At 73.1% G+C, this 25,622-nt stretch carries 21 protein-coding genes; 11 read left to right on the forward strand and 10 right to left on the reverse strand.

Going from position 1 to position 25,622, the window contains the following annotated elements:
* Positions 1–2: 2 nt before the first annotated feature.
* Positions 3–707, forward strand: a complete 705-nt coding sequence (locus tag OG349_RS33015) for a dienelactone hydrolase family protein (RefSeq protein WP_327238083.1) — start codon at positions 3–5, stop codon at positions 705–707.
* A 77-nt stretch (positions 708–784) separates the two neighbouring features.
* Here the strand turns inward: OG349_RS33015 and OG349_RS33020 are convergent, their stop codons facing one another.
* The 3 genes from OG349_RS33020 to OG349_RS33030 all read right to left on the reverse strand — a co-directional run bounded on the left by OG349_RS33020 (position 785) and on the right by OG349_RS33030 (position 4,150).
* The gene (locus OG349_RS33020; RefSeq protein ID WP_327238084.1) at positions 785–2,719 is read right to left on the reverse strand and encodes a sigma-70 family RNA polymerase sigma factor; all 1,935 of its coding nucleotides are present in this window, start codon (positions 2,717–2,719) and stop codon (positions 785–787) included.
* 199 nt (positions 2,720–2,918) lie between these two features.
* Complete coding sequence (locus OG349_RS33025) at positions 2,919–3,098, reverse strand: hypothetical protein (protein WP_327238085.1); 180 nt, start codon at positions 3,096–3,098, stop codon at positions 2,919–2,921.
* Between the two features lie 134 nt (positions 3,099–3,232).
* Positions 3,233–4,150 (reverse strand): UbiA family prenyltransferase, encoded by a 918-nt coding sequence (locus OG349_RS33030; RefSeq protein ID WP_442806345.1) that lies wholly within the window; start codon positions 4,148–4,150, stop codon positions 3,233–3,235.
* Positions 4,151–4,340: 190 nt separating this feature from the next.
* On the opposite strand from OG349_RS33030, the gene OG349_RS33035 reads away from it, so the two are divergent.
* From OG349_RS33035 to OG349_RS33045, 3 genes are read left to right on the forward strand one after another with little or no spacing between them, the layout of a single operon-like run.
* The gene (locus tag OG349_RS33035) at positions 4,341–5,393 is read left to right on the forward strand and encodes a type III polyketide synthase (RefSeq protein WP_327238086.1); all 1,053 of its coding nucleotides are present in this window, start codon (positions 4,341–4,343) and stop codon (positions 5,391–5,393) included.
* Between the two features lie 13 nt (positions 5,394–5,406).
* A complete protein-coding gene (locus OG349_RS33040; protein WP_327238087.1) occupies positions 5,407–5,931 on the forward strand; it encodes an isoprenylcysteine carboxyl methyltransferase family protein in 525 nt (174 codons plus the stop codon).
* The gene (locus tag OG349_RS33045; RefSeq protein WP_327238088.1) at positions 5,928–6,944 is read left to right on the forward strand and encodes an NAD(P)/FAD-dependent oxidoreductase; all 1,017 of its coding nucleotides are present in this window, start codon (positions 5,928–5,930) and stop codon (positions 6,942–6,944) included. The genes OG349_RS33040 and OG349_RS33045 overlap by 4 nt, the downstream gene beginning before the upstream one ends.
* Positions 6,945–6,989: 45 nt before the next feature.
* Here OG349_RS33045 and OG349_RS33050 read toward each other — a convergent pair whose 3' ends face one another.
* On the reverse strand, positions 6,990–8,246 hold the full coding sequence (locus OG349_RS33050) for a DUF4032 domain-containing protein (RefSeq protein ID WP_327238089.1): 1,257 nt from the start codon (positions 8,244–8,246) through the stop codon (positions 6,990–6,992).
* 242 nt (positions 8,247–8,488) lie between these two features.
* Between OG349_RS33050 and OG349_RS33055 the strand changes: the two genes are divergently transcribed.
* Together OG349_RS33055 and OG349_RS33060 are read left to right on the forward strand one after the other, a co-directional pair.
* On the forward strand, positions 8,489–9,970 hold the full coding sequence (locus OG349_RS33055; RefSeq protein ID WP_327238090.1) for an MFS transporter: 1,482 nt from the start codon (positions 8,489–8,491) through the stop codon (positions 9,968–9,970).
* Complete coding sequence (locus OG349_RS33060; protein WP_327238091.1) at positions 9,967–10,584, forward strand: TetR/AcrR family transcriptional regulator; 618 nt, start codon at positions 9,967–9,969, stop codon at positions 10,582–10,584. The genes OG349_RS33055 and OG349_RS33060 overlap by 4 nt, the downstream gene beginning before the upstream one ends.
* Positions 10,585–10,600: 16 nt before the next feature.
* On the opposite strand, the gene OG349_RS33065 is transcribed toward OG349_RS33060, so the two are convergent.
* Positions 10,601–12,346 (reverse strand): TIGR03767 family metallophosphoesterase, encoded by a 1,746-nt coding sequence (locus tag OG349_RS33065; protein ID WP_327238092.1) that lies wholly within the window; start codon positions 12,344–12,346, stop codon positions 10,601–10,603.
* A gap of 400 nt (positions 12,347–12,746) precedes the next feature.
* On the opposite strand from OG349_RS33065, the gene OG349_RS33070 reads away from it, so the two are divergent.
* From OG349_RS33070 to OG349_RS33090, 5 genes are read left to right on the forward strand one after another with little or no spacing between them, the layout of a single operon-like run.
* Positions 12,747–14,150: an aldehyde dehydrogenase family protein gene (locus OG349_RS33070; protein ID WP_327238093.1), complete on the forward strand. Its 1,404-nt coding sequence runs from the start codon at positions 12,747–12,749 to the stop codon at positions 14,148–14,150.
* Positions 14,147–15,697, forward strand: a complete 1,551-nt coding sequence (locus tag OG349_RS33075) for a sugar ABC transporter ATP-binding protein (RefSeq protein ID WP_327238094.1) — start codon at positions 14,147–14,149, stop codon at positions 15,695–15,697. Before OG349_RS33070 ends, OG349_RS33075 begins: the two co-directional genes overlap by 4 nt.
* On the forward strand, positions 15,694–16,725 hold the full coding sequence (locus OG349_RS33080) for an ABC transporter permease (protein ID WP_327238095.1): 1,032 nt from the start codon (positions 15,694–15,696) through the stop codon (positions 16,723–16,725). Before OG349_RS33075 ends, OG349_RS33080 begins: the two co-directional genes overlap by 4 nt.
* Positions 16,722–17,690, forward strand: a complete 969-nt coding sequence (locus OG349_RS33085; protein ID WP_327238096.1) for a substrate-binding domain-containing protein — start codon at positions 16,722–16,724, stop codon at positions 17,688–17,690. The genes OG349_RS33080 and OG349_RS33085 overlap by 4 nt, the downstream gene beginning before the upstream one ends.
* Positions 17,690–19,144: a mucin-5B gene (locus OG349_RS33090; RefSeq protein WP_327238097.1), complete on the forward strand. Its 1,455-nt coding sequence runs from the start codon at positions 17,690–17,692 to the stop codon at positions 19,142–19,144. Before OG349_RS33085 ends, OG349_RS33090 begins: the two co-directional genes overlap by 1 nt.
* Positions 19,145–19,177: 33 nt before the next feature.
* Here OG349_RS33090 and OG349_RS33095 read toward each other — a convergent pair whose 3' ends face one another.
* The 5 genes from OG349_RS33095 to OG349_RS33115 form a co-directional block, all read right to left on the reverse strand.
* Positions 19,178–20,500: an RNA polymerase sigma factor gene (locus OG349_RS33095; protein ID WP_327238098.1), complete on the reverse strand. Its 1,323-nt coding sequence runs from the start codon at positions 20,498–20,500 to the stop codon at positions 19,178–19,180.
* Between the two features lie 8 nt (positions 20,501–20,508).
* Complete coding sequence (locus OG349_RS33100; RefSeq protein WP_327238099.1) at positions 20,509–20,838, reverse strand: YciI family protein; 330 nt, start codon at positions 20,836–20,838, stop codon at positions 20,509–20,511.
* Between the two features lie 307 nt (positions 20,839–21,145).
* The gene (locus tag OG349_RS33105; protein WP_327238100.1) at positions 21,146–22,435 is read right to left on the reverse strand and encodes an FAD-dependent oxidoreductase; all 1,290 of its coding nucleotides are present in this window, start codon (positions 22,433–22,435) and stop codon (positions 21,146–21,148) included.
* Positions 22,432–23,925, reverse strand: coding sequence for an FAD-dependent oxidoreductase (locus OG349_RS33110; RefSeq protein WP_327238101.1), 1,494 nt, complete (start codon positions 23,923–23,925; stop codon positions 22,432–22,434). The genes OG349_RS33105 and OG349_RS33110 overlap by 4 nt, the downstream gene beginning before the upstream one ends.
* Before the next feature lie 12 nt (positions 23,926–23,937).
* Positions 23,938–25,434 carry an FGGY family carbohydrate kinase gene (locus OG349_RS33115; protein ID WP_327238102.1) on the reverse strand — a complete coding sequence of 499 codons (1,497 nt, stop codon included), beginning with the start codon at positions 25,432–25,434 and terminating at the stop codon, positions 23,938–23,940.
* Positions 25,435–25,622 lie beyond the last annotated feature (188 nt).

Raw genomic sequence — 25,622 nt, forward strand, 5'->3', positions numbered from 1 at the left:
CCATGCCCACAGATCCCGCCCCGCACCACGTCGAGTTCCCGAGCGCCGGCGGCACGGCCTACGGCTATCTCGCCCTGCCGCCCGCCGGACACGGCCCGGGGATCATCGTCATCCAGGAGTGGTGGGGCCTGACCGACCACATCAAGGACATCGCCGACCGCTTCGCGCGCGAGGGCTTCGTCGCGCTGGCGCCGGACCTCTACGGACGGACGGTGGCCCACGACTCCGCCGAGGCGCTGCGCCTGATGAACGAACTGCCCACGGCCAGGGGCGTCGAGCTGCTCGAAGGCGCGGTCGGCCACCTGCTCTCCCTGGAGGAGACGGAGGGCGACACGGTCGGGGCCGTCGGCTTCTGCATGGGCGGCGGATTTGTCCTCAGCCTCGCCGCCGCGGACCGACGGGTCTCCGCCGCTGTCCCGTTCTACGGTCTCAACCGCGACGGCGTCCCGGACTTCTCGCACCTCAAGGCGGAGATCCTGGGCCACTACGGGGAGTTGGACCAGGGTGTCCCGCCGTCCTCCCTCGGAGCGGTCGAGGCGGCCATCGAGGAAGGGTCCGCCATCGTCCCGACGTTCCACGTCTACGCCGGGGCCGGCCACGCCTTCTTCAACGACGGCCGCCCCGAGGCGTACCACGCCGAGGCCGCCGAACTGGCCTGGACGCGCACGCTCGACTTCCTGCGCGACCGGCTCAATCCGGCGGTCTGACGACGGTGTTCCGACCCCGGTGTTCCGACCTCGCGGGAGCGGCCCGCGAGGTCACCGCCGGAGCAGCGGGCCGGCCGTCACCGGGCGTCGCGAAACGCCCGCCCCGCAGGGGTGATGGCCGGCCCGCTGCGGTACAGGCCGGTACTGGGACCGGTGTCGGACGCGGGCAGGCCGAACCACGCCCAGCGCTCGACGTACGGCAGGCCCGCAAGCATCTTGGCCGCCGAGGCGAGGAACGCCGCCTGCTGGTCCTCCGTGGGGAAGCGCGGCGTCGCCTGCGAGAAGTCGGTGAGCGCGAACTCGGTCAGCCAGATGGGCTTCCCGTAGCGCGCGTGGACCGCCTCGATGTACGAGCGCAGCTGGCCGACGGCCGCGTCCGTACGGAAGTCACCCCCGTACCAGTGCAGGGTGATGAAGTCGACCCGGTAGCCACGGGACGTGGCGCCGCTCATGAAACGGTCCAGCCATCCCCCGGCGGTGTCCCCGCCGAAGGCGACCGCGGGGCTGCCGAGGATCTTGCCGTTGTCCTGCAACTTGGGCCACAGCGCGAGTGCCTGATCGACCGTCATGTTCGACTGGGCGCCCATGTCCGGCTCGTTGAAGCCGAGGAGGTACGGTCCCGCCGCACGCGCCCGCGCCAGATTCGCCGCGTCGACGGAGTCCTTGCCCCAGATCATCGGGACGTACTCGGCGGAACCGGAGCCGACGAAGGAGTGGTCGGTGCCCCAGGTGTAGTACCACCCGGCCCCCGAATCACTCAGCGCCTTGGTCGCACCGCCGTTCCAGTTCCACACCCCCACTCCCTTGCGGGCCGACGCGACCGGTGCGGTCCGGGGCGGCGGCGCGGCCGCGCGCCGGGTGGGCTTCGCGGACGCCTTGGCCTTCGGCTTCGCCTTGGGCTTGGCCTTGGGGGAGTGGGACGCCGAGGGCGAGGGCGAGGACGACCGCCGGGGGGACGCCGACGACGCGGCGGGAGCGGCGGCGGGCGCGTCCGCGGTGGTCACGGCGGTGTCCTTGGCCGGTGACTCGCCGGGCAGGAACGCGACGACGAGCAGGGCCGCCGCGGCCACCGCCCCCGCCGCGAGGCCCACGGTCAGACCGCGCTTACGCTGTACGGTCCTGCGGGCGGCGCGGCGGCGCCCGGCGCGCCCGCCCGTACCGCCGGGGCCGGTTCCCCTGCCCTCGCTCCCGACGACCGTGATGTCGTGTGCCGACGCCGCGTCCGTGTCCAGGCCGGCGGAGGCGGAGGCGCTCCAGGAGACCGCGTCGGCGGGCAGGGGCAGCAGGGGAAGCCCGCCCAACAGCCGCTCCAACGGCACCCGCTGGTCGTCCCCCGCGCCGCAGACCGCACACGCGCGCAGGTGCCGGGCGAACCGCTTGCGCCACAGCGGACCCGGCTCGCCGGGCCAGCGCTCGGTCAGGGAGTCCAGACCGTGGCACCGCTCCTTGCCCGCGTCGGCGGCCAGCGCGCGCACGATGCCCCGGCACACCTCTATCTGCTCCCGGAGGCGCTGCACCCGTACGGCCGCGTGCCGTCCTGACAGCCCGAGAGCCTCGGCCAGTTCGGTACGGCTGACCTCGCCGGTCGTCTCCAGCCACCACAGGGACAGCAGGGTGCGGTCGTCCTCGTCCAGCCAGCGCGTCGCCTCCGCGACCTCCCGCCGCTGGTCGGTGAGGCCCAGGCGCAGGATGGTGACGGAGGCGAAGTCCGAGGACGGGTCGGCGACCTGGTCGGCCGCCTCCAAGGACGCGGTACGGTCCCGGGCCGCCGCGCGGTGCTGCTCACGGTCGCGCACCTGCCGTACCGCGATGGCCACCGCCCAGGAGCGGAACGCGTCGGGGTCGCGCAGCCCCGGCAGCCCCCGCACGATCCTGACCAGCGTCTCCTGGACCACGTCGTCCACATCGCTGTGGCCGTCGAGCGCCCGCCCCACGATGTTGTAGATCAGCGGCATGCCGGCCGCCACCAGGGCGTCCAGCGCCTGCGGATCACCTCCACGGGCGGCGAGCACCGTGGCACGATCGGGTCCATTGCGGTCACTTCGGTACACGACGCTCCACCTTGTTCTCGTCCGTCATTCAGGAGACGGCGCGGCGCGGTGCCGGACAACAGAAAACCAGGTGGAATTTTTCAGGATCTTCGCGGGGTGCGGGGTCCGGGGCGCGTGGAGTCGGGTCGACGGCGGCCGGCTCGGCTCGACGCCGTCCGGCTCAGCGGCGACGGCGGCGCGGCGCCCAGCCCGTACCGAGTCCCGCGACATGCAGCGCGAGCAGCGTCAGGCCGAGGAGCGACAGGCTCGTCGGGGTGAAGATGGCGTGATCCACCGAGGTCTCGGTGCCGTTGATGATGAAGGCGATCGCGAAGAGCGCCGCCGCTATGAAGCCGAGCATCTGTGTTCTCCCGGTGTTCCGAAGGCCGGCCGCGGCGGAACGCCGTGGTCGTGCCGTGGCACCCGGGTGCCCCCGGCCGGGCGGTTCACTCCTCCGGCGTGTACCAAAACCTGACGTGGCGTCAGGAGAGCCGGTCAGGACGGGCCGGCGCCCTGCCACAGCAGCAGCGCCACGTCGACCCCCGCGACCAGGATCGCCGCCAGGAACGGCACTTTGGGCCACCGGCGCCCCAGCACCGACCCGCCCGTCGCGGCCACGAGCGCCCCGGCGACGGCGGCGATCCCGACCGGTCCCGGCCGGCCGGCCGCCAGCAGGACCGTGGCCGCCACCAGCGGGGCGGGCAGCAGGAGCCGTACCCCCGAGGGACCCAGCCGCTGCGGCCAGCCCCGTACACCCGTGGCCAGGTCGTCGTCGATGTCCGGCAGGACGTTGGCCAGGTGCGCGCCGACCCCCACCAGCGCGGACGCGGTCACGACCCACCAGGCGGGCGCCGGGGTGCCCGGCAGGCCCAGTGTCACGAAGGCGGGCAGGGACGCGAACCCGACCGCGTACGGCAGCCACGAGAGGACGGTCCGCTTGAGGCGGAGGTTGTACGCCCAGGCCGCGCCCACTCCGGCCAGATGGACCGCCCCGGCGAGCAGCCCGTACGCCAGGGACAGCGGGACGCACAGGATCAGGGCGGCACAGGCCGCGGCCCCTACGGTCCGCGCGCCGACCGTCCCGTCCGCCACCGGCTTGTCGCCGCGGTGTGCCGCGGTGTCGCGTGCCGCGTCGACCGCGTCGTTGCTCCAGCCGACCGACAACTGCCCGGCCAGCACGGCGGCGGCTGCCAGCGCGCTGCCGGCGGCGTCCTGCCCCGCGGCCACCGCGAGCCCGGTGACGAGGAGGGTGACCGCCACGGTGGGGACGGGGTGACAGGCCCTCAGCAGCCCGGCCACCGCGCCGCGCGACGACCGGCCGGGCGCGTCGCCGGGCACCTCGCCGAGCGGCCCGCGCGCCCCTGCCCCCGTCGCGGCCCCGACCTGTGCCTCTGCTCGCTCGATGGCGTCCACATCCTCATCGTAGGCCGCCCGCAGGCGGGTTGGAGGTGCGTCACCGGAGGGCTGTACGGGTGACGGGTGTCCCGGCCCCGCAGACGGCCGCCCAGGGGCTTTCGCGGGGCCGTACAGGCGACTTCGGGTGTGGCGGCGCGGAGCGGGGGCAGGAATGGCACGTCCCACATCCCCCAGCCTCGGACCGCAGATGACTCGCATCGCAGCCGTCCATGGAGCCCTGGCTCCGCATCAGCACAGCCAACAAGAGCTCACCGACATGGTCGCGAAGACGTGTCTGCCGGCGGGAGCCGACCGCCGGGTCCTGGACCGGGTGCACCGCGGCGCACGGGTGGACACCCGCCACACGGCACTGCCCCTGGAGGCGTACGGGGATCTCAAGGACTTCGGGGCCAGCAACGACGCCTTCATCGCCGCGGCCGTGCCGCTGGGCGCCGAGGTCGTCGGCGCGGCGCTGGACGAGGCGGGACTGTCCCCCCGCGACGTCGACCTGCTGATGTTCACCTCGGTCACGGGCATCGCGGCCCCTTCGGTGGACGCCCGGCTGGTGGGACTGCTCGGGATGCGGCCCGACGTCAGGAGGGTCCCCGTCTTCGGACTCGGGTGCGTCGCCGGAGCGGCGGGCATCTCGCGGCTCGACGACTACCTGCGGGGACGCCCCGACGACGTGGCGGTGCTGCTCTCGGTCGAGCTGTGCTCGCTGACCTTGCAGCGGGACGACATGTCGGGCGCCAACCTGGTCGCCTCCGCGCTCTTCGGGGACGGCGCCTCGGCGCTGGTCGCCACCGGCGCCAGGCGCCGGGGCGCGGGGCCGGTCGTCGTCGACACCCGCAGCCACATGTACCCGGACACCCAGGAGGTCATGGGCTGGGACATCACGGGCTCCGGCTTCCGGATCGTGCTGGACGCGGTCGTCCCCGACCTCGTGCGGAAGAACCTGGCGCCGGAGGTGGACTCCTTCCTCGCCGACCACGGCCTCACCCGCGACGACATCACCGCCTGGGTGTGCCACCCGGGCGGGCCGAAGGTGCTGGAGGCGATGGAGGATGTCCTCGAACTGCCCGACGGGGCGCTGGATCTGACGTGGCGTTCGCTGGCGGCGGCGGGGAATCTCTCGTCGTCCTCCGTGCTGCACGTCCTGCGTGACACGCTGGCCGAGCGCCGGCCGCCGGCCGGCAGCGCGGGGCTCCTGATCGCCATGGGGCCCGGTTTCTGCTCCGAGATGGTCCTGCTGCGCTGGTAGAGGGAAGGACGAGATGATCTGGTACACCGCGCTGATCCTGGCGGTCGGCGCCGAGCGCCTCGCCGAACTGGTCGTCGCCAAGCGCAACTCGCGCTGGAGCCTGGAGCGCGGCGGCGTCGAGCGGGGGCAGGGGCACTATCCGCCGATGGTGGTGCTGCACACCGGTCTGCTGCTCGGCTGCCTCGCCGAAGTGTGGCTGGCCGACCGGCCGTTCGACGCCGTCCTCGGCTGGTCGATGCTCGCCGTCGCGGTGGCCGCGCAAGGACTGCGCTGGTGGTGCATCCGCACGCTGGGCCCGCGCTGGAACACCAAGGTGGTGGTCGTCCCGGGGCTGCCGCTGGTGACGGGCGGACCGTACCGGTGGTTCCGCCACCCCAACTACGTGGCGGTGGTGGCCGAAGGGATCGCGCTGCCCCTCGTGCACACCGCCTTGACGACGGCGCTCGTGTTCACCGTGCTCAACGCCTGGCTGCTGACCGTCCGCATAAGGTGCGAGAACCGCGCGCTCGACACGGTTGCCGTCGGCGTCACCACGTGATCGACCTCCTCGTCGTCGGGGGCGGACCCGCGGGACTGGCGACCGCGGTGCACGCCACCCTCGCCGGGATGGAGGCGGTGGTGGTCGAACCGCGCCCCTCCCCGGTCGACAAGGCCTGCGGCGAGGGTGTGATGCCCAGCGGTGTACGGGCGTTGCGCGCCCTGGGCCTGGAACTCCCGCCCGGCCACCCGCTGCGCGGGATTCGTTATGTACGCGGCCCCCACCACGCCGAGGCGCCGTTCGGCGACGGGACGGGCCTCGGGGTGCGCCGTACGGAACTGCACGCGGCTCTCACCCGGCGCGCCGAGGAGGCCGGCGTCAAGATCGTGACGGACCGCGTCGGCGCGATCGGGCAGAGCGCGGACTCCGTCACGGCCGCGGGGCTGCGGGCCCGCTGGCTGGTGGCGGCGGACGGGCTGCACTCACCGGTACGGCGCGGGCTCGGCCTGGACCTGCCCGACCGCAGGCCCCGGCGGTACGGCCTGCGGCGGCACTACCACGTGAAGCCCTGGACGGACTTCGTGGAGGTGCACTGGTCGGCGGCGGGGGAGGCGTACGTGACCCCCGTCGGCGAGGACGTGGTGGGGGTCGCGGTCCTCAGCACCCGGCGGCGCGGCTACGACGAGCATCTGGCCGGCTTCCCCGATCTGCTCGCCCGGCTCGACGGGCCGCCCGCGACCTCCGTGCGCGGGGCGGGCCCGCTGCGGCAGCGGGTACGCCGGCGCACGGCGGGGCGGGTGCTGCTCGTCGGGGACGCGGCGGGCTACGTCGACGCGCTCACCGGCGAGGGGGTCGCGCTCGCGCTCGCCTCGGCGGAGGCGGCCGTACGGTGCCTGCGGGCGGGACACCCCGAGCGGTACGAGCGCGAGTGGCGCAGGCTCTCCCGGCGCCACCGGCTGCTGACGGAGGGTCTGGTACGGGTCGCCGGGCGCCCGGCGGGCGCCCGGCTGATCGTCCCGGCGGCGGCCCGCCTGCCGTCGGTCTTCGCGGCGGCGGTGCGGGCGTTGCAGTGAGGGGGGCCGTACGCGCGTGACAGGACGCCCGCCCCCGCGCCCCGGTCAGGGCGACAGACCCGCCGACTCGTCCGCCGCCTGGACGGTCAGCGCGCTCACCACGTGCGGCAGGACCTGCGCGACATAGTCCTCGATGGTCGCCTCCAGCCCCACGTCCCGCCCGGCGCTCTCCGACAGGTACCAGCGGTGCTCCAGCACCTCGTGATAGATCTGCGCCGCGTCCATCTCCCCGCGCAGCTCCAGGGGAACGGCCCGCACGGTCGGCCGGAACACGTCACGGACCCAGCGGTGCGCGAGCACCTCCGGCCGGGCCCCCAGCGGATCCCCCGGTACGTAGTCGTCCTCCCCGGCCATCCAGCTCTCCAGGTCGTTGAGCAGCCGCCGCGCCTGGTTCTCCTCGGCGTCCAGACCGGTCAGCCGCAGCAACTGCCGCTGGTGGTGCCCGGCGTCCACGACCTTCGGCAGGAACGTCACCGTGTCCCCCACGGGTGAGCGCTCGATCTGCATCTCGGCCACGTCGAAGCCCAGGTCGTTGAGCCGCCGTATGCGCCGGTCGATGTAGTGCCGCTTGCCCACCGGGTAGACCGACTCGCGGGTCAGCTCGTGCCAGAGGTCCTCGTACCGCTGGACGATCGCCGCGCCGAACGGGATCGGGTCGACGGACGGGTGCAGCGCCCCCGACGCCTCCAGGTCCATCAGCTCCCCGGCGATGTTCATCCGGGCCAGCTCTATGTCGTACTCGCGCTGGCCCCGGCTGAGGTTCTGCTGGATCTGCCCGGTCTCGGCGTCCACCAGATACGCGGCGTACGCGCCCGCGTCCCGCCGGAACAGCGCGTTGGACAGCGAGCAGTCGCCCCACGCGAAACCGGCCAGGTGCAGCCGTACGAGCAGCACGGCCAGCGCGTCCATGAGCCGCTTCACGGTGGACGGGCGCATCGTCGACTCGAACATCGAGCGGTACGGCAGCGATCCCTTGAGGTGGCGGGTGATCAGCGCCGACTCCAGTGGCTCACCGTCCGCGTCCACGCGCCCGGTCACCACCGCCAGCGGGTCCACGGCGGGAATGCCGAGCCGGTGCAGGTCCCGCAGCAGGCCGAACTCCCGTACCGCCGCCCGTTCGGTGATCTCCTTGACCGCCACCACGTCGGGTCCCGCCGACGCGAAGCGCACGACGTGGCGCGAGATGCCGCGCGGGAGCGCGACGAGGCACTCCGGGGGCCACTCGTCGAGCGGGGTGTTCCAGGGCAGGTCGAGGAGCACGGCGGGCTGCTCCGGATTGGTCGCGCTGATCTGTAGCGCCATCGCGTCTCCCACGGCGGTTGTCGGGCGCGAACCGGACCCGGAACCGCCGGTACCAGTGTGCCGGGCGGTGCGAGCCGTCCCGGCGGCCGGGGGAGCGGTGTGCCGGGGGAGCGGTGTGGTGAACGTCTGTGCACCCCGGGGTGCCGATGGGGGTGCACAGGTGTTTACTCTGAGGGGTGAACGCCTGTGCACCCCCATGGTGACCGGGCGCCCCGGCCGCCCGCCCGCCTGTACGGAGAGACATGTCAGCAGCGATACCCGGACCCGCACCCGCACCGCACGCCCGCTTCCTGGTGGCGGTGCTCGCCTTCTGCGGTGTGGTCGTCGCGGTCATGCAGACGCTGGTCGTGCCGCTGCTGCCGCACATCCCCCAGCTCACCGGCGCCACCCCGACGGCCGCCAGCTGGCTGGTCACCGTCACCCTCCTCACCGGCGCCGTCTGCACCCCCGTGCTCGGGCGCGTCGGCGACATGTACGGCAAGCGGCGGGTGCTCCTCGCCTCCCTCGGGGTGCTGGTGGCCGGATCCGTCCTGTGCGCGATCAGCTCCCAGATCACCGTGCTCATCGCGGGCCGCGCCCTCCAGGGAGCGGCGCTCGCGGTTGTCCCGCTCGGCATCAGCATCATGCGCGACGAGCTGCCGCCCGTCCGGGTCCTGCCCTCGATCGGGCTGATGAGTTCGACGCTCGGCATCGGCGCGGCCATCGGTCTGCCGGTCGCCGCGCTGGTGGTGGAGCACTACGACTGGCACACCATGTTCTGGGCGTCGGCCGGGCTGGGGCTGCTGGACATGGTGCTCGTCCTGCTCGTCGTACCGGAATCGCCGGTGCGCTCGCGCGGGCGCTTCGACGCCCTCGGCGCGCTGGGGCTGTCCGCCGCCCTGGTGAGCCTGCTGCTCGCGGTCACCCAGGGCGGCTCGTGGGGCTGGACGTCCGTCCGCACGCTGGGTCTGCTGGTCCTCGCCGTCCTGATCGGACTGGTCTGGGGCGCGTACGAACTCCGTACCACCAGCCCCATGGTCGACCTGCGGGTGTCCTCGAAGCCCGCCGTCCTGCTGACGAACATCGCCGCCCTCCTGATCGGCTTCGCCTTCTACGCCAACTCCCTGTCCACCGCGCAGATGGTGCAGGAGCCGAAGAGCACCGGGTACGGTCTCGGCGCGTCGATCGTCGTCAGCGGGCTGTGCCTGCTGCCCGGCGGGCTCGCGATGGTCGCCCTGTCGCCGGTGTCGGCGCGGATCTCCGCGAAGTACGGGCCCAAGACGGCCCTGGCGCTCGCCGCCGCCATCCTGGCCGTGGGCTATGTGGTGCGGTTCTTCACCAGCCACCAGCTCTGGACGATCATCCTCGGCGCGACCGTCGTCGCGGCGGGGACGGCCATCGCCTACTCGGCGCTGCCCGCCCTCGTCATGCGCGCGGTGCCGGTGACCGAGACGGGTGCGGCGAACGGGCTCAACACCCTGATGCGGTCGGTCGGGCAGGCGTTCTGTAGTGCCGTGGTCGCCGCGGTGCTGGCCGACGTCACCTTCCAGGTGGACGGGCGGACCGCCCCCACCCTCCACGCGTATCTGCTCGTCTTCCTCATCGCGGCGGGCGCGGCGCTGCTCGCGCTGGCCGTCACCCTGTGTCTGCCGCGTCAGCGCCCCGTGGCCACCGGTACGGTCGGGCGGGACAGGGCGCGAGTGACGTCGGCGGGCGTCCGCCCTGGCCGCCAGGAGGGCGCATGAACGGGCAGACCGACCACATCCCCGGCGGCACCGGTGAAGGCGGCGGTACGACAGGTGGGGGCGCCGATACGGGAACGGGCCGCCAGGCGATCCTGCGCGCCGCCCGGCGCGCGTTCGCCTTCCGCCCCTACGCCGAGGTGACCCTGCGGGCGATCGCCGCCGAGGCGGGGGTGAGCCCGTCCCTGATCGTGAAGCATTTCGGCACGAAGGAGCGGCTGTTCAACGCCGTCGCCGACTTCGGCCCGGCGGCCGACGCCCTGCTGGCCGCACCGCCCGCCTCCCTCGGCCGCCACCTGGTGCTGGCCCTGCTGAGCAGCCGCCGTGAGCAGCAGTCCGACCCCCTGCTGCGGGTGGTGTTCTCGCTGGGCAAGGACGACGAACGGACGCTGCTGCGGGAGCGTTTCGACGCCCAGTTCACCCAGCGCCTGGCCGCGCTGCTGCCCGGCGCCGGGCCCGGGCTCCGCGCCGAACTGATCGCCGGCCAGCTCCTCGGCCTCGGGGTGACGCTGAGCCTGTACCGCACGGGCGAGGCGGGACGGGCCACCGACGAGCACCTGGCCGACCTCTACGCGCCGGTCCTCCAGCACCTCATCACCCCCGCGGATCCGGTCTAGTTGGGCCGCCGGGCGCTCAGCGCTTCAGCACCAGCTCGGTGTTGCGGTCCGTGGACGTGCCCGCGCCGGCCTTGCCCGCGCCCGGGGCGTTGAACGAGAACTCCCGGTACAGGGACGCGAGTCCGGTCTGCGAGAGGTCGTGGAAGTCCGTGCGGTGCGGGGCCGACGACTCGATGAGTGTGGTGAAGAGGGAGAGGGTGCCGTCGTTGTTGTCGGCGATCTCGATCACCCGGGCCAGCTGCGGGAAGTCGATGTGCGAGGCGGTGGAGATCTCCCAGAAACTCCCGTGCGCCAGCACCGAGTTGCGGTGGCTGTGCCCGTTGACCCAGGCCAGCACCGAGCGGTGCTTCTTGAGCAGCGCGACCACCTCGTCACCGGAGTGCCGGGCCTCGCCCGGCTTGGCGGGGTCGCGGTGGGTGTTGGTCATGGTCCAGCTGTTGTGGTGGCTGAAGACGACGACGTACTGGTCCTTGTGGGCGGTGAGGGTGCGCTCCAGCCACGTCAGCTGTTCCGTGCCGAGCGACCCGAGGAAGTGGCCTCCCCGGTCCGTGGTGTCCAGGCTGATGCCGGTGACGTTCTGGCCCATGGGGAAGGTGTAGTAGAGCGTGTCGCTGTCGAGGTTGTCCGCCGTGTAGCCGTGTCCCGCCGGACCCGCCCCCGCGCGCGCCGGGTCGAGGTGCGCGGTCAGGTACTCGCGCGGGCCGAAGGGCGCCCGGCCGGGGTCGGGCGTGATCGCGCGCATCGACCGGGTGGAGGCGCGCAGCAGGTCGACCAGGCCGCCGCCGGCCGGGCGGCTGCCGCTCTTCAAGGTCTGCCGGAGGGTGGCCGCCGCGCTGTCGGAGATGCCGTAGAGCTTCTTCCCGCCGACCGCGAAGTCCGCGAGGAAGCCGCTCCGGTCGGCCATGGCGCCGCTCGCCAGTGTGTCGTGGTTGCCGACGGTCGAGAACCACGGCATCCGCAGCCCGGGGCTGTTGACCGAGCGGATCGCCGCCGCGAGGAACCCCTCGATCCGGGGGTAGCCGAGCTTCTTGTCCGTGTCCGGGCGGGTGTCCTCCGGGTGCCAGAACAGCCGCTCGCCGGAGTTCTGGGCGCCCTCGTACCGCCGTGGGTCCCCGGTGTTGGGGGTGACCCGGCCGCCGCTCATCACTGTCAGGAACCAGTCCAGCTCCGCCCGGGAGTTGTTGTCGGTGTTGTCGCCGGTCGTCACCGCGAAGGAGAGCGGGGCGCCGGTGGCGGGGCCGCTCCGCAGGGCGTTGATCTGCTCGACCAGGGCGACCGCGCCCGGCACGGTCAGGGCCTCCTGGGGGCGCCACGACGACAGGTCCATGGAGCGCAGGTACTCGGTGCGCACCGGGTGCTGCACGTCCACCAGGTGCAGGTCCGTGAGCTGGACGAACGAGCTGAGGACGGTACGCCGGCCCTCGCGGCCCGACCGGGGAGCCGCGAGGTCGTCCCGTACGACCCTGCGCCAGCCGGGCCCGTCGCCCAGGCGGCGGTACGGCACGGCCGCGCCGCGCGGCGAGGCCACCGTGTCGAGCGTGGTGCGGGCGGGGAGGGGGCGCGGCCGGACGGGCGCGGGGGAGGCCGGCGGGCGGGTCGCGGGGACGGCCGGGGCGGTCGGCGCTGCCGCCGCCGAGGCCTCACCCGAGCCGCCGCCCGCGCCGAGCGCGAGTCCGATTCCCGCCGAGACACCGACCGCCCCGGTGGCGGTGAGGAAGGACCGGCGGTCGACAGCGGTGACTGCGGAGCGTATGCGTGACATGGTGCGGACTCCCCGAGTGCGAACGCGTCAGCAAGCGTGCCGGAGGTCGGCCCCCTGGCTACTCCTTGATGGTTGGCACCGGGTGTGGCCTGCGCGTGAACGACGTTCCAACGCTCGACACCCATCACCGCACAGGGATCACCGGCGGGGGCGAACCGTCGCCGGGCCCTTCCGCGCTGTACCGGAGCCGGTCACTCCCCGTTCATCGCCGGGGGAAGACGCGCCGCGCGCGGGACGCCGCTCGCGACGGCCGGACCCCCGGCCGTGCCCGAACGGTCACGACCGCCGCGGTCCAGCCATTTTGTTTTTTCTGTTGACGAATTACGGAGGGTGCGCCAGCATCGCAGCGACTTTCCGCAGACATGACCAACTGCCAAAGCCAGTACAGGGAGAGCGACGCATGTCGACCCGTACCGCACCGCTGCCCGTGCACAATCCAGGAACAGGCGAGCTCCTCGGCGAGATCGAGGACAGCACCCCGGAACAGCTCACCGCCGCCCTCGCCACCGCGGAACGCGGCCAGCGCGCCATGGCCGCCCTGCCCGCCCACGAGCGGGCCCGACTGCTCCTCCGTACCGCCGACCTGATCGAGGCCGAGGCCGCCGACCTGGCCCGGTTACTCGCCGCGGAGAACGGCAAGCCCCTCTTCCAGACGACCGAGGAGGTCAAGGCCGCGATCCGGATCTTCCGCGGCTACGCCGGGGAGGCCACCCGGCTCTTCGGCCGGCAGATCCCGCTGGACGCCGTGCCGGGCCTGGAACGCCACCTCGCCGTGACCGTCCGCGAACCCCTGGGCCCCGTCGCCGCCCTCGTACCGTTCAACTACCCGGTCGAGCTGTACGCGCACAAGGCCGCCGCCGCGCTCGCCGCGGGCAACGCCGTGCTCGTCCACCCGCCCGTACGCTGCCCCCTCACCCTCGTGCGCGTCGCCGAACTGGTCGCCCGCGCCGGCGCCCCCGAAGGCGCCCACCAGCTCCTCACCGGAGGCGTCCACGTCTCCCAGGAACTGGCCTCCCGGCCCGGCGCCGCCGCCGTCAGCCTCACCGGCAGCACCCACGCCGGCCGCGAGATCGCCCGCCGCGCCGCCGACACCCTCAAGAAGGTCCACCTCGAACTCGGCGGCAACGACGCCCTGATCGTCTGCGACGACGCCGACGTGGAGGCCGCCGCCCAGGCCGTCGTCCTCGGCCGGCTGGCCCGGGGCAACGGCCAGATCTGCTGCGCGGTCAAGCGCGTCTACGTCCAGGACGGCATCCACGACGCGTTCGTGGACGCCCTCCTCGCGGGCGCCGCCAAACTCACCGTCGGCGACCAGCTGGCCGACGGCACCGACGTCGGACCGCTGATCAGCGAGGAAGCGGCCGAACGTGTCGAGGGGGCCGTCGCCGCACTCGTCTCCGACGGCGCGCGCAAAGCGGCGGGAGGGGGCCGCCGGGGCGCGTTCAGCGATCCCACCGTGCTCGTCGACGTCCCCGCGGACAGCCCGGCGCTCGCCGCCGAGATCTTCGGCCCGGTGGCGCCCGTCGCCCGCTTCACCGACCCCTTCGACGCGGTACGGATGGCCAACGAGTCCCCGTACGGACTCCAGGCCGCCGTCTTCACCCAGGACATCCGGCGCGCCTTCCAGCTCGCCCACCGGCTCGACGTCGGCGGGGTCGTCATCAACGGCTCCACCGCGCTGCGCGCCGAGAACCTGCCCTTCGGCGGCCCCAAGGACACCGGAGGCTCCGCCGAGGGCCTGCACGACACGGCGCTGGAGTTCACCCGCCAGAAGACCATCGTGGTGATGGAGGCCCTCGGGTGACCAGCACGACCCGTACATCCCCGGCCCCCCGGCCGTCCGCCCCGCCCGCCCTGGAGATCCGCGGGGTGCGCAAGGCGTACGGCGCCACCGAGGTGCTGCACGGCGTCGACCTGACCGGGCACGCCGGTGAGGTCCTCGCCGTGGTCGGCGCCAACGGGGCGGGCAAGTCCACCCTGATCAAGATCCTGGCCGGCGCCGAACGGATGAGCGCCGGTGAACTCCTGCTCGACGGCGAGCACGTGGACCTGCGCTCCCCGCACGACGCGCACCTCCACGGCATCCGTACGGTCCACCAGGAACTGACCCTCGTACCCGAACTGTCCGTCACCGAGAACCTCCTCATGGGCCACTTCCCGCGCAGGCTCGGCGGCTTCGTCGACTGGCGGGCCGCCCATGCCCGCGCCCGGGACCTGCTGGAGTCCATCGGGTACGGCGCCATCGACCCCCGCACCCGGGCGGGCCGCCTCACGGTCGCCAGACAGCAGATGGTCGAGATCGCCAAGGCGCTGGTCAGCGAGGGCGGCGAGCCGCGCGTCCTCGTCCTCGACGAGCCCTCCGCCGTACTGGCGGGCAACGACCTGGAGGCGCTCTTCGCGCTGATCCGCCGCTTACAGGAGCGCGGCGTCCTCATCGTGTACGTGTCCCACCGCCTCGCCGAGGTGACCGAACTCGCCACCTCCATCGTCGTGATCAAGGACGGCCGGGCCGTCGCCACCACCACCCCCGACCGCACCGACGAGAACGAACTCATCCGCCTGATGGCGGGCCGCCGGCCGGGACAGCTCTACCCGGACCGCCGCCACGACCCGGGCGCACCGCTGCTCACCGTCTCCGGGCTGCACCGCCCGGGGGAGTTCGCCGACATCTCCTTCACCCTGCGGGCCGGTGAGATCACCGGACTGTTCGGCCTGGTCGGCTCCGGGCGCAGCGAACTGGCCCGCTGTGTCTTCGGCGCCGAACCCGCCCGCTCCGGGACCGTCAGAACGGCCGGCGGCACCGCCGACCGCTTCCGCACCCCGCGCGAGGCGATCGCCGCCGGGCTCGCCCTGGTCACCGAGGACCGCAAACGCACCGGCCTGGTCCTCGGCCTGTCCACCGCCGAGAACATCGGTCTCACCACCCTGCGCGCCTTCACCAAGGGCCCCCTGCTCGACACCGGCGAACGCGCACGCCAGGTCGAGTCGATGGTGAGGCAACTGGACATCCGGCCCGCGCACTCCGCGAGACTCCCCGTCCGCGCGCTCAGCGGCGGCAACCAGCAGAAGGCCGTCCTCGCCAAATGGCTGCTCACCGGACCGCGTGTGCTGCTGCTGGACGAGCCGACCCGGGGCGTGGACATGGCCACCCGCGCCGAGATCTACCGGATGCTCGACCGGCTCGCCCGGGACGGGCTCGCCGTCCTGCTGATCTCCTCCGACCTCACCGAGGTGCTGGGCGCCACCGACCGGGTGCTGGTGATGCACGAGGGCCGGATCGCCGCGGACCTCCCTTCGGACCGTACGACCGAGGACACCGTCCTCGCCCACGCGATCGGACACGCCGCATGACCGACCAACTGACCAAGCCCCCCGAGTCGAACGGTCCCGGCGGCCCGACGCGGCCGGCCGGGGACCTAACGCCCGCGCGGCGGACGCCGAGGCTGATCGTCGCGGGGCGCGACCTCACCCTGGAGGCCGGGCTCGCCGTGCTGCTGATCGCGTTCGTCGCGGTCGCGGGCTCCACCACCGACGCCTTCCTCACCGAGGGCAACCTCACCAATCTGCTCAAGCAGATGGTCACCACCGGCCTGCTGGCCTACGGCATGCTCACCGTCATCCTCACCGGCGGGATCGACCTCTCCGTCGGCTCGGTGGTCGCCTTCTCCGGCATCGTCGCCGCCGGGCTGTCGTCCGGGCTCCCCGTCCCGCTCGCCATGCTGGTCGGCATCGTCTCCGGGATGGCCTTCGGCATGGTCAACGGGACGTTGGTGGCCCGCTTCCAGCTCGCCCCGTTCGTGGTGACGCTCGCCGCGCTCACCACCATCAGAGGGCTCGCGTTCGTCTACTCGGAGACGCCGGTGGCGCCCGAGAAGGAAGGCTTCTTCGAGCTGGGGTCCGCCGTCCTCGGCCCGATCCCCGTCTCCACCCTGATCATGCTCGGCGTCTTCCTGTTCGGCGGGATCTTCCTCAGCCGCACCCCGGCCGGCCGCTCCCTCGTGGCGATCGGCGGCAGCGCGGAGACCGTCCGGCTGGCCGGCATCGGCGTACGCCGCCACATCGTCCTCGCCTACACCATCAGCGGCGCCTGCGCGGGCCTCGCCGGGGTCATCCTCGCCAGCCGCGTCGGCATCGCCCAGCCCAGTGTCGGCACCGCCTTCGAACTCGACGCGATCGCCGCCTGCGTGATCGGCGGCGCGAGCCTGGCCGGCGGCAAGGGCTCCGTACGGGCCACCTTCGCCGGGGTCCTCGTCCTCGCGCTGATCAACAACCTGCTCAACCTCTACGACGTGCAGAGCTTCTGGCAGCAGGTGCTCAAGGGCCTGATCATCGTCGCCGTCATCCTCGTCCAGCGCACCGGAAAGGCACGAACCTCATGATCACGAAGAAAGCGTCCGGGGTCCTGGTGGCCGGAGTGCTCGCCGCGTCCCTCGCCGGCTGCTCCTCCGACGGCGGTACGGGAGGCGAGGGCGACGGCTCGTACACCGTCGGCATCGCCAACTTCACGCTCAGCGGGCCCTACTTCAACGGCATGGACCGGGCCATCAAGGCGCAGGCGAAGAAGAAGGGCGTCGAGACCGTCAGCACCGACGCGGGCGGCGACGCGGCGAAACTCGCCTCGAACGTCGAGGACCTGCTGAGCAAGGACGTCGACGCCGTGATCGTCTCGGGCGGCCCGCTGGAGTCCGCGCCCGCGGTCCTCAACTCCATCAAGGCCGCGGGCAAGCCCGCCGTCCTGGTCGACCGCAAGTTCCGCACCGGCACGTACAGCAGCTGGATCGGCCCCGACAACGAGGCCATCGGCAAGCAGAACGGCCAGTTCCTCGTGGAGCGGCTCACCAAGGGCGGCACGGTCGCCCTCGTCAAGGGCGGCCCCGCCGACAACAGCATCGGCCAGGCCCGTACGAACGGGGTGAAGTCGGCGCTGGAGGGCGCCCCCGGCATCAACATCGTCGAGGCGCCCGACTTCGGCAACTGGAGCTCGGACGGCGGCCTGACCGTCATGGAGAGCCTGCTCGCCTCGCACAGCGACCTCGACGCCGTCTTCTGCGAGAACGACGCCATGTGCCTGGGCGCCCAGCGCGCCATCAAGGACGCCGGCCGGGACAAGGAGATCGTGCTGGCCGGGGTGGACGGCCAGGCGGAAGCGCTCAAGGCCATCCTCGACGGCACCAACTACCTGGTCACCGGACTCAACGACGCCGACGTGATCGGCGGCCTCGGTCTCGACAGGACCGTGGACATCCTCGACGGAAAGAAGACCGAGAAGGACACGGTCGTCCCGTCCCCTCGTGTCACCAAGGAGAACGCCCAGAACTACTACGATCCGGAAGGCAATTTCTGATGACCCGCACTCATCGTTACGCGTTGGCGGGCCTGGTCTGCGGCGCGCTTGTCGTTCCCCTCACCCTCGGTACGGCCTCGGCCGCGCCGGACGAGGACGCGAGCACGCGGGCGGCGGCCGCCCCGGCCGGCGCGCCCGCGGCAGCCGCTCCCAAGGCACCGGCCTGGCAATTACTGCACTCGGAGAACTTCAGCAAGCCGCTCGACCCGACCCGGACCCCGTGGACCCGCGAGACGTACAGCCAGCCGTTCGACACCATCATGGAGGACAACGGCCAGTGGTACCGCAACGACTACGGGCCCGCCTGGGACACCGCGTTCAACTCCTTCGCCACGTACCGCAAGGAGTTCAAGGTCGGTGACGGAGGCTGGCTCACCGCCTCGCTCTCCGCCCGCGACTGGAACAAGGACGGTCAGATCGAGAAGGCGCCCTCCATCACCAACGGCAGCGCGGGCGGCAAGACCGTCGCCCAGCTCAAGGTGCCCGACCACACCGGCGGCGCCATCTTCCGTCCCACCCAGGCGCTGCCCGACCAGTACCGCATCGAATACCGCCTGAAAACCCTGGACTTCGGCGGGAAGCGCAACGGCACCATCGACTACGGCAACCGCGTCAACGGCTACAGCAAGGACGGCTGCAAGACGCAGCACCCCTGGGGCGAGGGCTCCAACAGCCCCGGCTGGGAGGGCGACGCGTCGGCGCCGTACTGCGAGTGGCAGGACGTCCGCGCCGGGAAGTACGGCTACAACGGCTTCCACTACCTGTCGATCGTCGACTTCGCGAACCCCGCGCCGCGCAACAACCACTTCTGGCACTACCGCCGCAAGGTCCTGATGGACTCCTTCGCCCAGCACCCCGACCGGGTGGGCACCGGCACCGGCGGCCGGGTCTGCAACTCCGCGACGAACACGTACTACGACTACAAGGACAGCAGCTTCAACACGGTCAACATGTGGATCAGCGGCCTGCCCAACTGGAACCCCGGCAAGGGTGGTCTGGCGGGCAACTCGCAGTGGTTCATGACCAGTTGCTCCGGCGGGGTTGCCGAGCAGCAGCTGTCCTCCGCCGCCGAGCTCCAGCCCGAGCTGATGCCGAACCAGGACTACGTCTTCGCCATCGAGCGTGACGCGACCGGCTACACGCTGGAGGCCAGCGGCAACTTCGCCCGCGCCGGGCAGAAGACGCTGCGGTTCCACCGGCCCTTCATCGTGGACAACAAGCCGATCTGGCACTACAACGTCAAGGCGAGCGAGTACGACGGGCGCTTCAACAACACGCTCACGCAGAACGACAACAACGGAAGCGCCACCTGGCCGAACCAGTGGCCTGCGGGATCCGCGTACCCGGACTCCTTCGTCATCGGGGACCTGTACACCAACGTGTACGAGGGCAGCGCGAGCCTGACCGACATCAAGATGTTCGTGCCCAAGGCGGTGAAGGCCGCGACGAAGTAGCGCGCCCGGCAGGCGTGGGCAAGGACCCGCACGTCACCGCTCGGGTCCTTGCCCACCCTGTGCCTCCGCCTCCGCGAGGCGCCGCGCGAGATGGCGCCGCTCCGCGTCCGTCGGTGCCAGCGCGACCGCCTCGCGGTACGCGTCCACCGCCCCGTCCCACCGTTCGAGCCGGCGCAGCAGATCGGCGCGGGTGGCGTACAGCGGGAAGTAGCCGGTCAGTTCCCCCGCCGCGGCCAGGCCCTCCACCAGCGCGAGACCGTGCTCGGGCCCCTCGGACATCGCGACCGCCACCGCGCGGTTCAGCTCCACCACGGGCCCCGGCGACCACTTGGCCAACTCGCGGTAGAGCAGGGCGATCTGCGGCCAGTCCGTGTCCGCCGCGTCGGACGCCGTGGCGTGGCAGGCGGCGACGGCCGCCTGCACCTGGTACGGCCCCGGCCTGCGCCGCAGCAGTGCGTCCTCCAGGACGGACAGCCCCTCGGCGATCCCGTCGCGGTCCCAGAGAGAACGGTCCTGCCGCTCCAAGGGCACCAGCTCCCCGCAGGCGTCGACCCGTGCGGCACGCCGGGAGTCGTGCAGCAGCATGAGCGCGAGCAGGCCCCGTACCTCCGTGTCGTCCGGTAGCAGTCCGGCCAGCACCCGGGTCAACCGGACGGCCTCGGCGGTCAGTTCACGACGGATGGGCACCGCGCCGGCCGAGGCGCCGTACCCCTCGTTGTAGAGCAGGTACAGCACGCTCAGCACCGCCGCCGTCCGTTCCGGCAGCCGGTCGGCCGACGGCACCCGGAAGGGGATCCGCGCGTGCCGGATCTTGTTCTTCGCCCGGACCAGGCGCTGCGCCATCGTGGACTCGGAGACCAGGAACGCGTGGGCGATCTCCGCCGTGCTCAGCCCCGCCAGCGACCGCAGGGTGAGGGCGACGCGCGCCTCGGGCACCAGCGCGGGGTGGCAACAGGTGAAGATCAGCCGCAGGCGGTCGTCGGGCAGGGCGCCGTCCCCGTCCACCCCGTCCTCCTGTCCTGTCGGCGCGGCCGCCGGCGCGCGGTCCGCCAGGCCGGCCACCTCCCGTACGGCCCTGGCCTCGGTCCGCGCGCGGCGCAGCCGGTCCAGCGCCCGGTTGCGGGCGGTGGTGGTGAGCCAGGCGCCGGGGCGGCGCGGCACTCCGTCGCGCGGCCAGCGTTCCACCGCCCGCGCGAAGGCGTCCTGCGCGCACTCCTCCGCCAGGTCCCAGTCGCCGGTGAACCGGATCAGGGACGCCACGATCCGGCCCCACTCCCCGGCGTACGCGGCGGCGACCGCGTCGCTCACCGCGTCGCGCGCTCCGTCGCTCACGCCCTCGTTCACCCCGTCGTTCATTCCGTCGTTCATTCCGTCCAGAAAGGCCACACCTCGACCATGCCGAACCGGGCCATCGGGTGCTTCGACGCGATCTCGACGGCCTCGTCCAGGTCCGCGCAGTCGATCACGTCGAAGCCGGCCATGTGCTCCTTCGAGTCGGCGAAGGGACCGTCCGTGAGGAGCAGCGAGCCCTCCCGCACCCGTACGGTCGTGACGTCCTCGGCGGGCCGCACCCGGTCACCCATCAGGCGCGCGCCCCGGCCGTCCATCTCGTCCACCCAGGGCTGGGCGTCGAGTTCCGCCGGGTCGTCGATGGTGACGGAGTCGTCCGTGCAGATCAGCAGCAGGTACTTCATGGTTCCTCCTGGGGCGGATGGTGCCTCTGGGTCGTCCTACATCAGTACGACGCGCGTCGCACGACAGGATCGACAGGTCCGCCGGAAAAACTTTCCGGTCCGGACGCATATGCCGCGGGACACCGGGCAGACGCATCTTCGACCCGAGTTCGCGGCCCGTCCCCCCGGGCCGCCGAGGTCCTCGGCCCACCGGCCACCCCCTTGCCGGTGCGCGCCCCGGCCCCACCGGCTACCCCCCCTTGCCGGTGGGGCCGCTTCATGCCGTCGTACGTCTCGGTCCTCCCGGACCGGATTCAGTGGACGGGATTCAGTCGCCCTGGCCCGTGATCACGACCGGGCCCCCGCCCGGATCCGCCCGGTCGATCCAGTCGGCGGAGACGTACAGCGGACGGTTCGGCAGCGCGCCGCGCCGCAGGCGCTCGCGGTGCAGCACCCGGCCGTCCTGGCTGACGACCAACGCGGACAGCCGGCCGGCGGGCCGTGCCGTACGGAGGGCGAAGCGGCCGAGCGGCGGGCGCGGCCCCCTGGGGTCGATACGGTTCGGCGCCACCCACCGCAGGGGCGCGTCGACCTCCACCGCCAGCTGCCCGTCCGGCCACCGCCCGTCGGACAGGTATCGCAGCACCGGGCCCGCGACGAGCCGGCCCTCCCGGGCGGCGGTGCCCGCCGGCTCGACGGCGTGCAGCAGGTTGCCGACGGCGAAGACCCCCGCCGCGCCGGTACGGAACACGGTGTCGACGGCGGGGCCTCGCGTGCCCCGGTCCAGCGTGATGCCGCCCAGGCGGACCAGCTCGTGCTCGGGGATCCAGTCGCCGGTGAAGACGACCGTGTCACAGCCGAGGGTGACCGTCCTGCCGTCGGTGTGCCGCAGCGCGACCCCGGTCAGCCGGACCCGGCCGAACAGTTCGGTCACCGTCGTGCCCGTGAGGAGCGGGACGCGCCGGTGCAGCCGGGCCCCGGCCCCCGCCGCCCAGGACGACTGGTGGCGCGGCTGGTCGGTGACCATGGCCGCGATCTCCACGCCGGCGCCGCGCAGGGTGCGCACCGCGGAGTAGCTGACGGGCTCGGCCCCGACGACGACGGCGCGGCCGCCGACCGGCTGGTGGTGGAGGTGGACGGCCTGCTGGAGCTCGCCGGTGGTGAACACGCCCGCCGGCCGGGTGCCGGGCACCAGCCGCGCGGCGCGCGGCCGTTCGCGCGCGCCGGTCGCCAGGACGACCGCCCCCGCGGTCAGCCGCTCCAGTCCGTCGCGGCTGGTGGTGTCCACGGTGAGCGGACCGGCCCAGCCGGTCACGGAGACGCCCGTACGGACCAGGGCACCGGCCCCCGCGGCCGTGTCGGACCAGTGGCGGGCGTACGCGGGGCCGCTCATCGGGCGCCGCAGGTCCCGCAGGCCGAACCCCGCGTGGTAGCAGTGCCGGGGGATCCCCCCGGCCTGCTCCTCACGGTCCACGACCTCGACCGTTCCGGCGCCGGCGGCGGCCAGCCGGGCCGCCGCCGCGAGACCCGCCGGGCCCGCGCCGACCACCAGCACGTCGACGGAGCGCTCCCGGCGGACGGCGCCCGGCGGCCCGCCGTTGTCTGCTGTCGCGTTCATGATCCGGCCTCCGGCCGCAGAGGGGGCGCGCCGCCGTCGGACCTGACAGGGGCGCCGGTGGTGTCGGGGCTGGGGGTGACCGGGCTCGGTGTGACAGGGCTGTCAGTGCTGAGCAGCGCGAGCACGGCGGCGCCGCAGTGGAAACCCTGGCACCGGCCGGCCCGCGCCCGGGTGCGCCGCCGCAGCCCTTCGAGCGAGCGGGCCGGGACCGTGGCGGTGAGGGCGTCGCGGATCTCGCCGCGCGAGACCCGCTCGCAGTGGCAGACGAGCCTGCCGTACTCAGGATCGGCCGCGATCAGCTCCGGACGTTCGTACGGGCGCGGAGAGGTCCGGCCGAGGTAGGGCATGGTCACCGGGTCGAGCGTCCGGGGCTCGCCCAGCTCCTCGCCCGCCTCCGTCAGCAGCTCGACCACATGGGCGGCGATCGCCATCGACGCGGTCAGCCCGGTGGAGCGGATCCCGCCCACCGTCACGTACCGCTGCCCCGGGTGGCAGCGGATCCGGTAGTCGTCCTCCTCGGTCGCGGCGCGCAGCCCCGCGTACACGGCCGTCACCTCCTCGTCGAGGAGCGCGGGCACGATCCGCCGGCCCTTCGCCCGCAGGAAGGCGAGCCCTTCGGCCGAGGAGTGGGTGGCGGTGCGGTCGGTCAGGTCCTCGGCGGTGGGGCCGAGCAGGACGTTGCCGTACACCGTCGGCGCCACCAGCACCCCCTTGCCGAGGGCGGTGGGCACCGGCAGCAGGATGTGCCGGACCAGGTCGCGCGCGAACGTGTCGAAGACCATCAGCTGGCCCCGGCGCGGGGTCACCGTGAAGTCGGTGTGGCCGAGCTGCCGGTCGAGGTCGTCCGCGTACAGCCCGGCGGCGTTGATCAGCACGTGCGTACGCAACCGGCCCCGGACGGTGGTGAGTTCGTGCGGCGATCCGCTGCTCACCCTTTCCACGCGGCAGTTGAGGTGCAGGTCGGCTCCGCCGCGCACCGCCTGGGTGGCGTACGCGAGGGTGGTCGTCCACGGGCAGATGACACTCTCGCCCGGCACGGTGAGCGCGCCGAGCGCCCCGGGGCCCAGGGCCGGCTCGCGCCGGTAGACCTCTTCGGGCCCGATGACGCGGGTGTCGTGGCAGTGGTTGCGCTCGGCCTTCTCCATGAGCCGTGGCAGCGCGGCCAGTTGCTCGTCGTCCCACGCCACGAGCAGCGCGCCGACCGGCTCGACGGGGATGCCGCTCTCCTCGGCGTACGCGGCCAGCCGCCGCTGTCCCTCACGGACCAGCCGGGACTCCAGCGACCCCGGCACGGCGTCGAAACCGGTGTGCAGAATGGCCGTGTTGGCCTTCGACGTGCCGTCCCCGACGTCGTCGGCCGCGTCCATGAAGGCGATCCGCAGGTCGTACCGCGTCAGTTCACGGGTGATGGCCGCGCCGACCACCCCGGCGCCGACGACCACGACGTCGTACACCTCGTCCGGCAGAACCCCCGTTGTGGTGACAGTCATGGTGCTCCAGGCTCAGGGTGCCGCGACGGGCGGGGGAGTACGGTCCACCAGCGCGGCGACGGCCGCGCGGAAGACCCCGAGGCGGCCGGCGGCCTCGGCCGGGCCGATCCGTGGTTCGTAGACGGCCGACGGCCTCCACGGCGGTACGACGTCCGGCAGTGAGAGGCCCGAGTCGAGTCCCAGCCGCGCCAGGGCGCCCACGCCCAGGGCCGTGGCGTCCGGCAGCGCGGACACCTCCACGGGCCGTTGCAGCAGGTCCGCCTGGGTCTGCATCAGCAGCGCCGACCGGGTCAGACCGCCGTCGACCCGCAGGACGGTCAGCGGCACCCCGACATCGGCGGCCACCGCGTCGGCCAGCTCCACGACCTGGGCGGCGATCCCCTCGCACAGGGCGCGGACCAGGTGTCCCGCGCCGGTGTCGAGCCCCAGACCGGTCACCGAGCCCCGCAGGTCGCCCCGCCACCACGGCGCGGCCAGCCCGGCGAGCGCCGGGACGAACGTGACCCCGCCGCTGTCCGGCACGGACAGGCCGACCGGATCCAGGTCACCGGCCCCGGAGATCACCCCGAGATCGGTGAGCCAGCGTACGGCGGAGGCGGCCGTGTAGACCTGCCCGTCCAGGCAGTAGCTGGTCCGCCCGCCGAGCCGCCAGGCGACACAACTGACCAGGCCGGACGTGCCCCTGCGTGGCCGGTGGCCGGTCTGCGCGAGCAGGAACGCCCCTGTGCCGTACGTGCACTTGGCGGTGCCCGGCTCCGTCACGTCCTGGGCGAGCAGCGCGGCCTGCTGGTCGACCAGCAGGCCGGTGAGCGGGATCTCGGGCCCGAACGCGGTGGTGGTGCCGACGGGGCCCGCCGCGTCGACGATCCCGGGCATCGCCTCGTCGGCCAGCCCGTACAGCGCCCGCGCCTCGCGCGACCACTCCACGCGGTCCAGGTCGAGCAGCTGGGTCCGGCCCGCGGTCGCGGCATCGGTGACAAACGCGCCGGTCAACTGGTGGACCAGCCAGGCGTCGCTGGTGGTGACCACTCCCTCGCGGGTGAGCCGGCGCCGGATCCAGGCCATCTTGGGCGCGGCGAAGTAGGGGTCGACGGGCAGACCGGTCAGTTCCGTCAACCGGGCCGCGTGCGGGGCCAGTTCGGCGCAGAGCGACTCCGCACGCCGGTCCTGCCAGACGATCGCGTCGGTGAGCGGGGCGCCCGTCGCCGGATCCCAGGCCAGGACCGTCTCGCCCTGGTTGGCGAGTCCGACGGCGGCGACGGGCTCCCCCGCGTCCGCGAGCGCTCGGCGGCCCGCGTCGAGGACGGAGGACAGCAGCAGGGCCGGGTCCACCTCCACCGTGCCCCCGGGGCCGTAGCGGGGGGCCGCCGGGGCCGATCCCGTGCCGATCACACCGCGTTCGGGACAGATGACCAGCGCCTTGGTGGACGACGTGCCCTGGTCGACGGCGAGCACCGGCCGGGAGGCGGGCCCGGAGATGCCGGGGAGGGAGTGCTGGGCCGGGCGCATGTCCCCGTTCTTCGCTCGCAGGAGGTCGTGATCGCTCTGCGAAAGGGTGGTGCAGGTCAGAGACGGCGTCAAGGGCGGAACGGCGGACCGGGGAGCACGGGAACGGGGCCGCGCGCCGGGCGGATCCGTACGAAACTCCCGTGGCGCGTGTGACGAGTTGCAAAAAGTCGGCTGAGCGACCGGATTTT

This window comes from Streptomyces sp. NBC_01317 (assembly GCF_035961655.1).
In the GTDB taxonomy this organism is placed as follows: Bacteria; Actinomycetota; Actinomycetes; order Streptomycetales; family Streptomycetaceae; genus Streptomyces.

Bases quoted from the DNA above. Each gene is read 5' to 3' on its own strand.
- OG349_RS33015 (WP_327238083.1), top strand. From the start codon at position 3: ATGCCCACAGATCCCGCCCCGCACCACGTCGAGTTCCCGAGCGCCGGC.
- OG349_RS33025 (WP_327238085.1), bottom strand. From the start codon at position 3,098: ATGCTCGGCTTCATAGCGGCGGCGCTCTTCGCGATCGCCTTCATCATC.
- OG349_RS33035 (WP_327238086.1), top strand. From the start codon at position 4,341: ATGACTCGCATCGCAGCCGTCCATGGAGCCCTGGCTCCGCATCAGCAC.
- OG349_RS33040 (WP_327238087.1), top strand. From the start codon at position 5,407: ATGATCTGGTACACCGCGCTGATCCTGGCGGTCGGCGCCGAGCGCCTC.
- OG349_RS33050 (WP_327238089.1), bottom strand. From the start codon at position 8,246: ATGGCGCTACAGATCAGCGCGACCAATCCGGAGCAGCCCGCCGTGCTC.
- OG349_RS33055 (WP_327238090.1), top strand. From the start codon at position 8,489: ATGTCAGCAGCGATACCCGGACCCGCACCCGCACCGCACGCCCGCTTC.
- OG349_RS33060 (WP_327238091.1), top strand. From the start codon at position 9,967: ATGAACGGGCAGACCGACCACATCCCCGGCGGCACCGGTGAAGGCGGC.
- OG349_RS33065 (WP_327238092.1), bottom strand. From the start codon at position 12,346: ATGTCACGCATACGCTCCGCAGTCACCGCTGTCGACCGCCGGTCCTTC.
- OG349_RS33070 (WP_327238093.1), top strand. From the start codon at position 12,747: ATGTCGACCCGTACCGCACCGCTGCCCGTGCACAATCCAGGAACAGGC.
- OG349_RS33080 (WP_327238095.1), top strand. From the start codon at position 15,694: ATGACCGACCAACTGACCAAGCCCCCCGAGTCGAACGGTCCCGGCGGC.
- OG349_RS33085 (WP_327238096.1), top strand. From the start codon at position 16,722: ATGATCACGAAGAAAGCGTCCGGGGTCCTGGTGGCCGGAGTGCTCGCC.
- OG349_RS33090 (WP_327238097.1), top strand. From the start codon at position 17,690: ATGACCCGCACTCATCGTTACGCGTTGGCGGGCCTGGTCTGCGGCGCG.
- OG349_RS33095 (WP_327238098.1), bottom strand. From the start codon at position 20,500: ATGAACGACGGGGTGAACGAGGGCGTGAGCGACGGAGCGCGCGACGCG.
- OG349_RS33100 (WP_327238099.1), bottom strand. From the start codon at position 20,838: ATGAAGTACCTGCTGCTGATCTGCACGGACGACTCCGTCACCATCGAC.
- OG349_RS33105 (WP_327238100.1), bottom strand. From the start codon at position 22,435: ATGAACGCGACAGCAGACAACGGCGGGCCGCCGGGCGCCGTCCGCCGG.
- OG349_RS33110 (WP_327238101.1), bottom strand. From the start codon at position 23,925: ATGACTGTCACCACAACGGGGGTTCTGCCGGACGAGGTGTACGACGTC.
- OG349_RS33115 (WP_327238102.1), bottom strand. From the start codon at position 25,434: ATGCGCCCGGCCCAGCACTCCCTCCCCGGCATCTCCGGGCCCGCCTCC.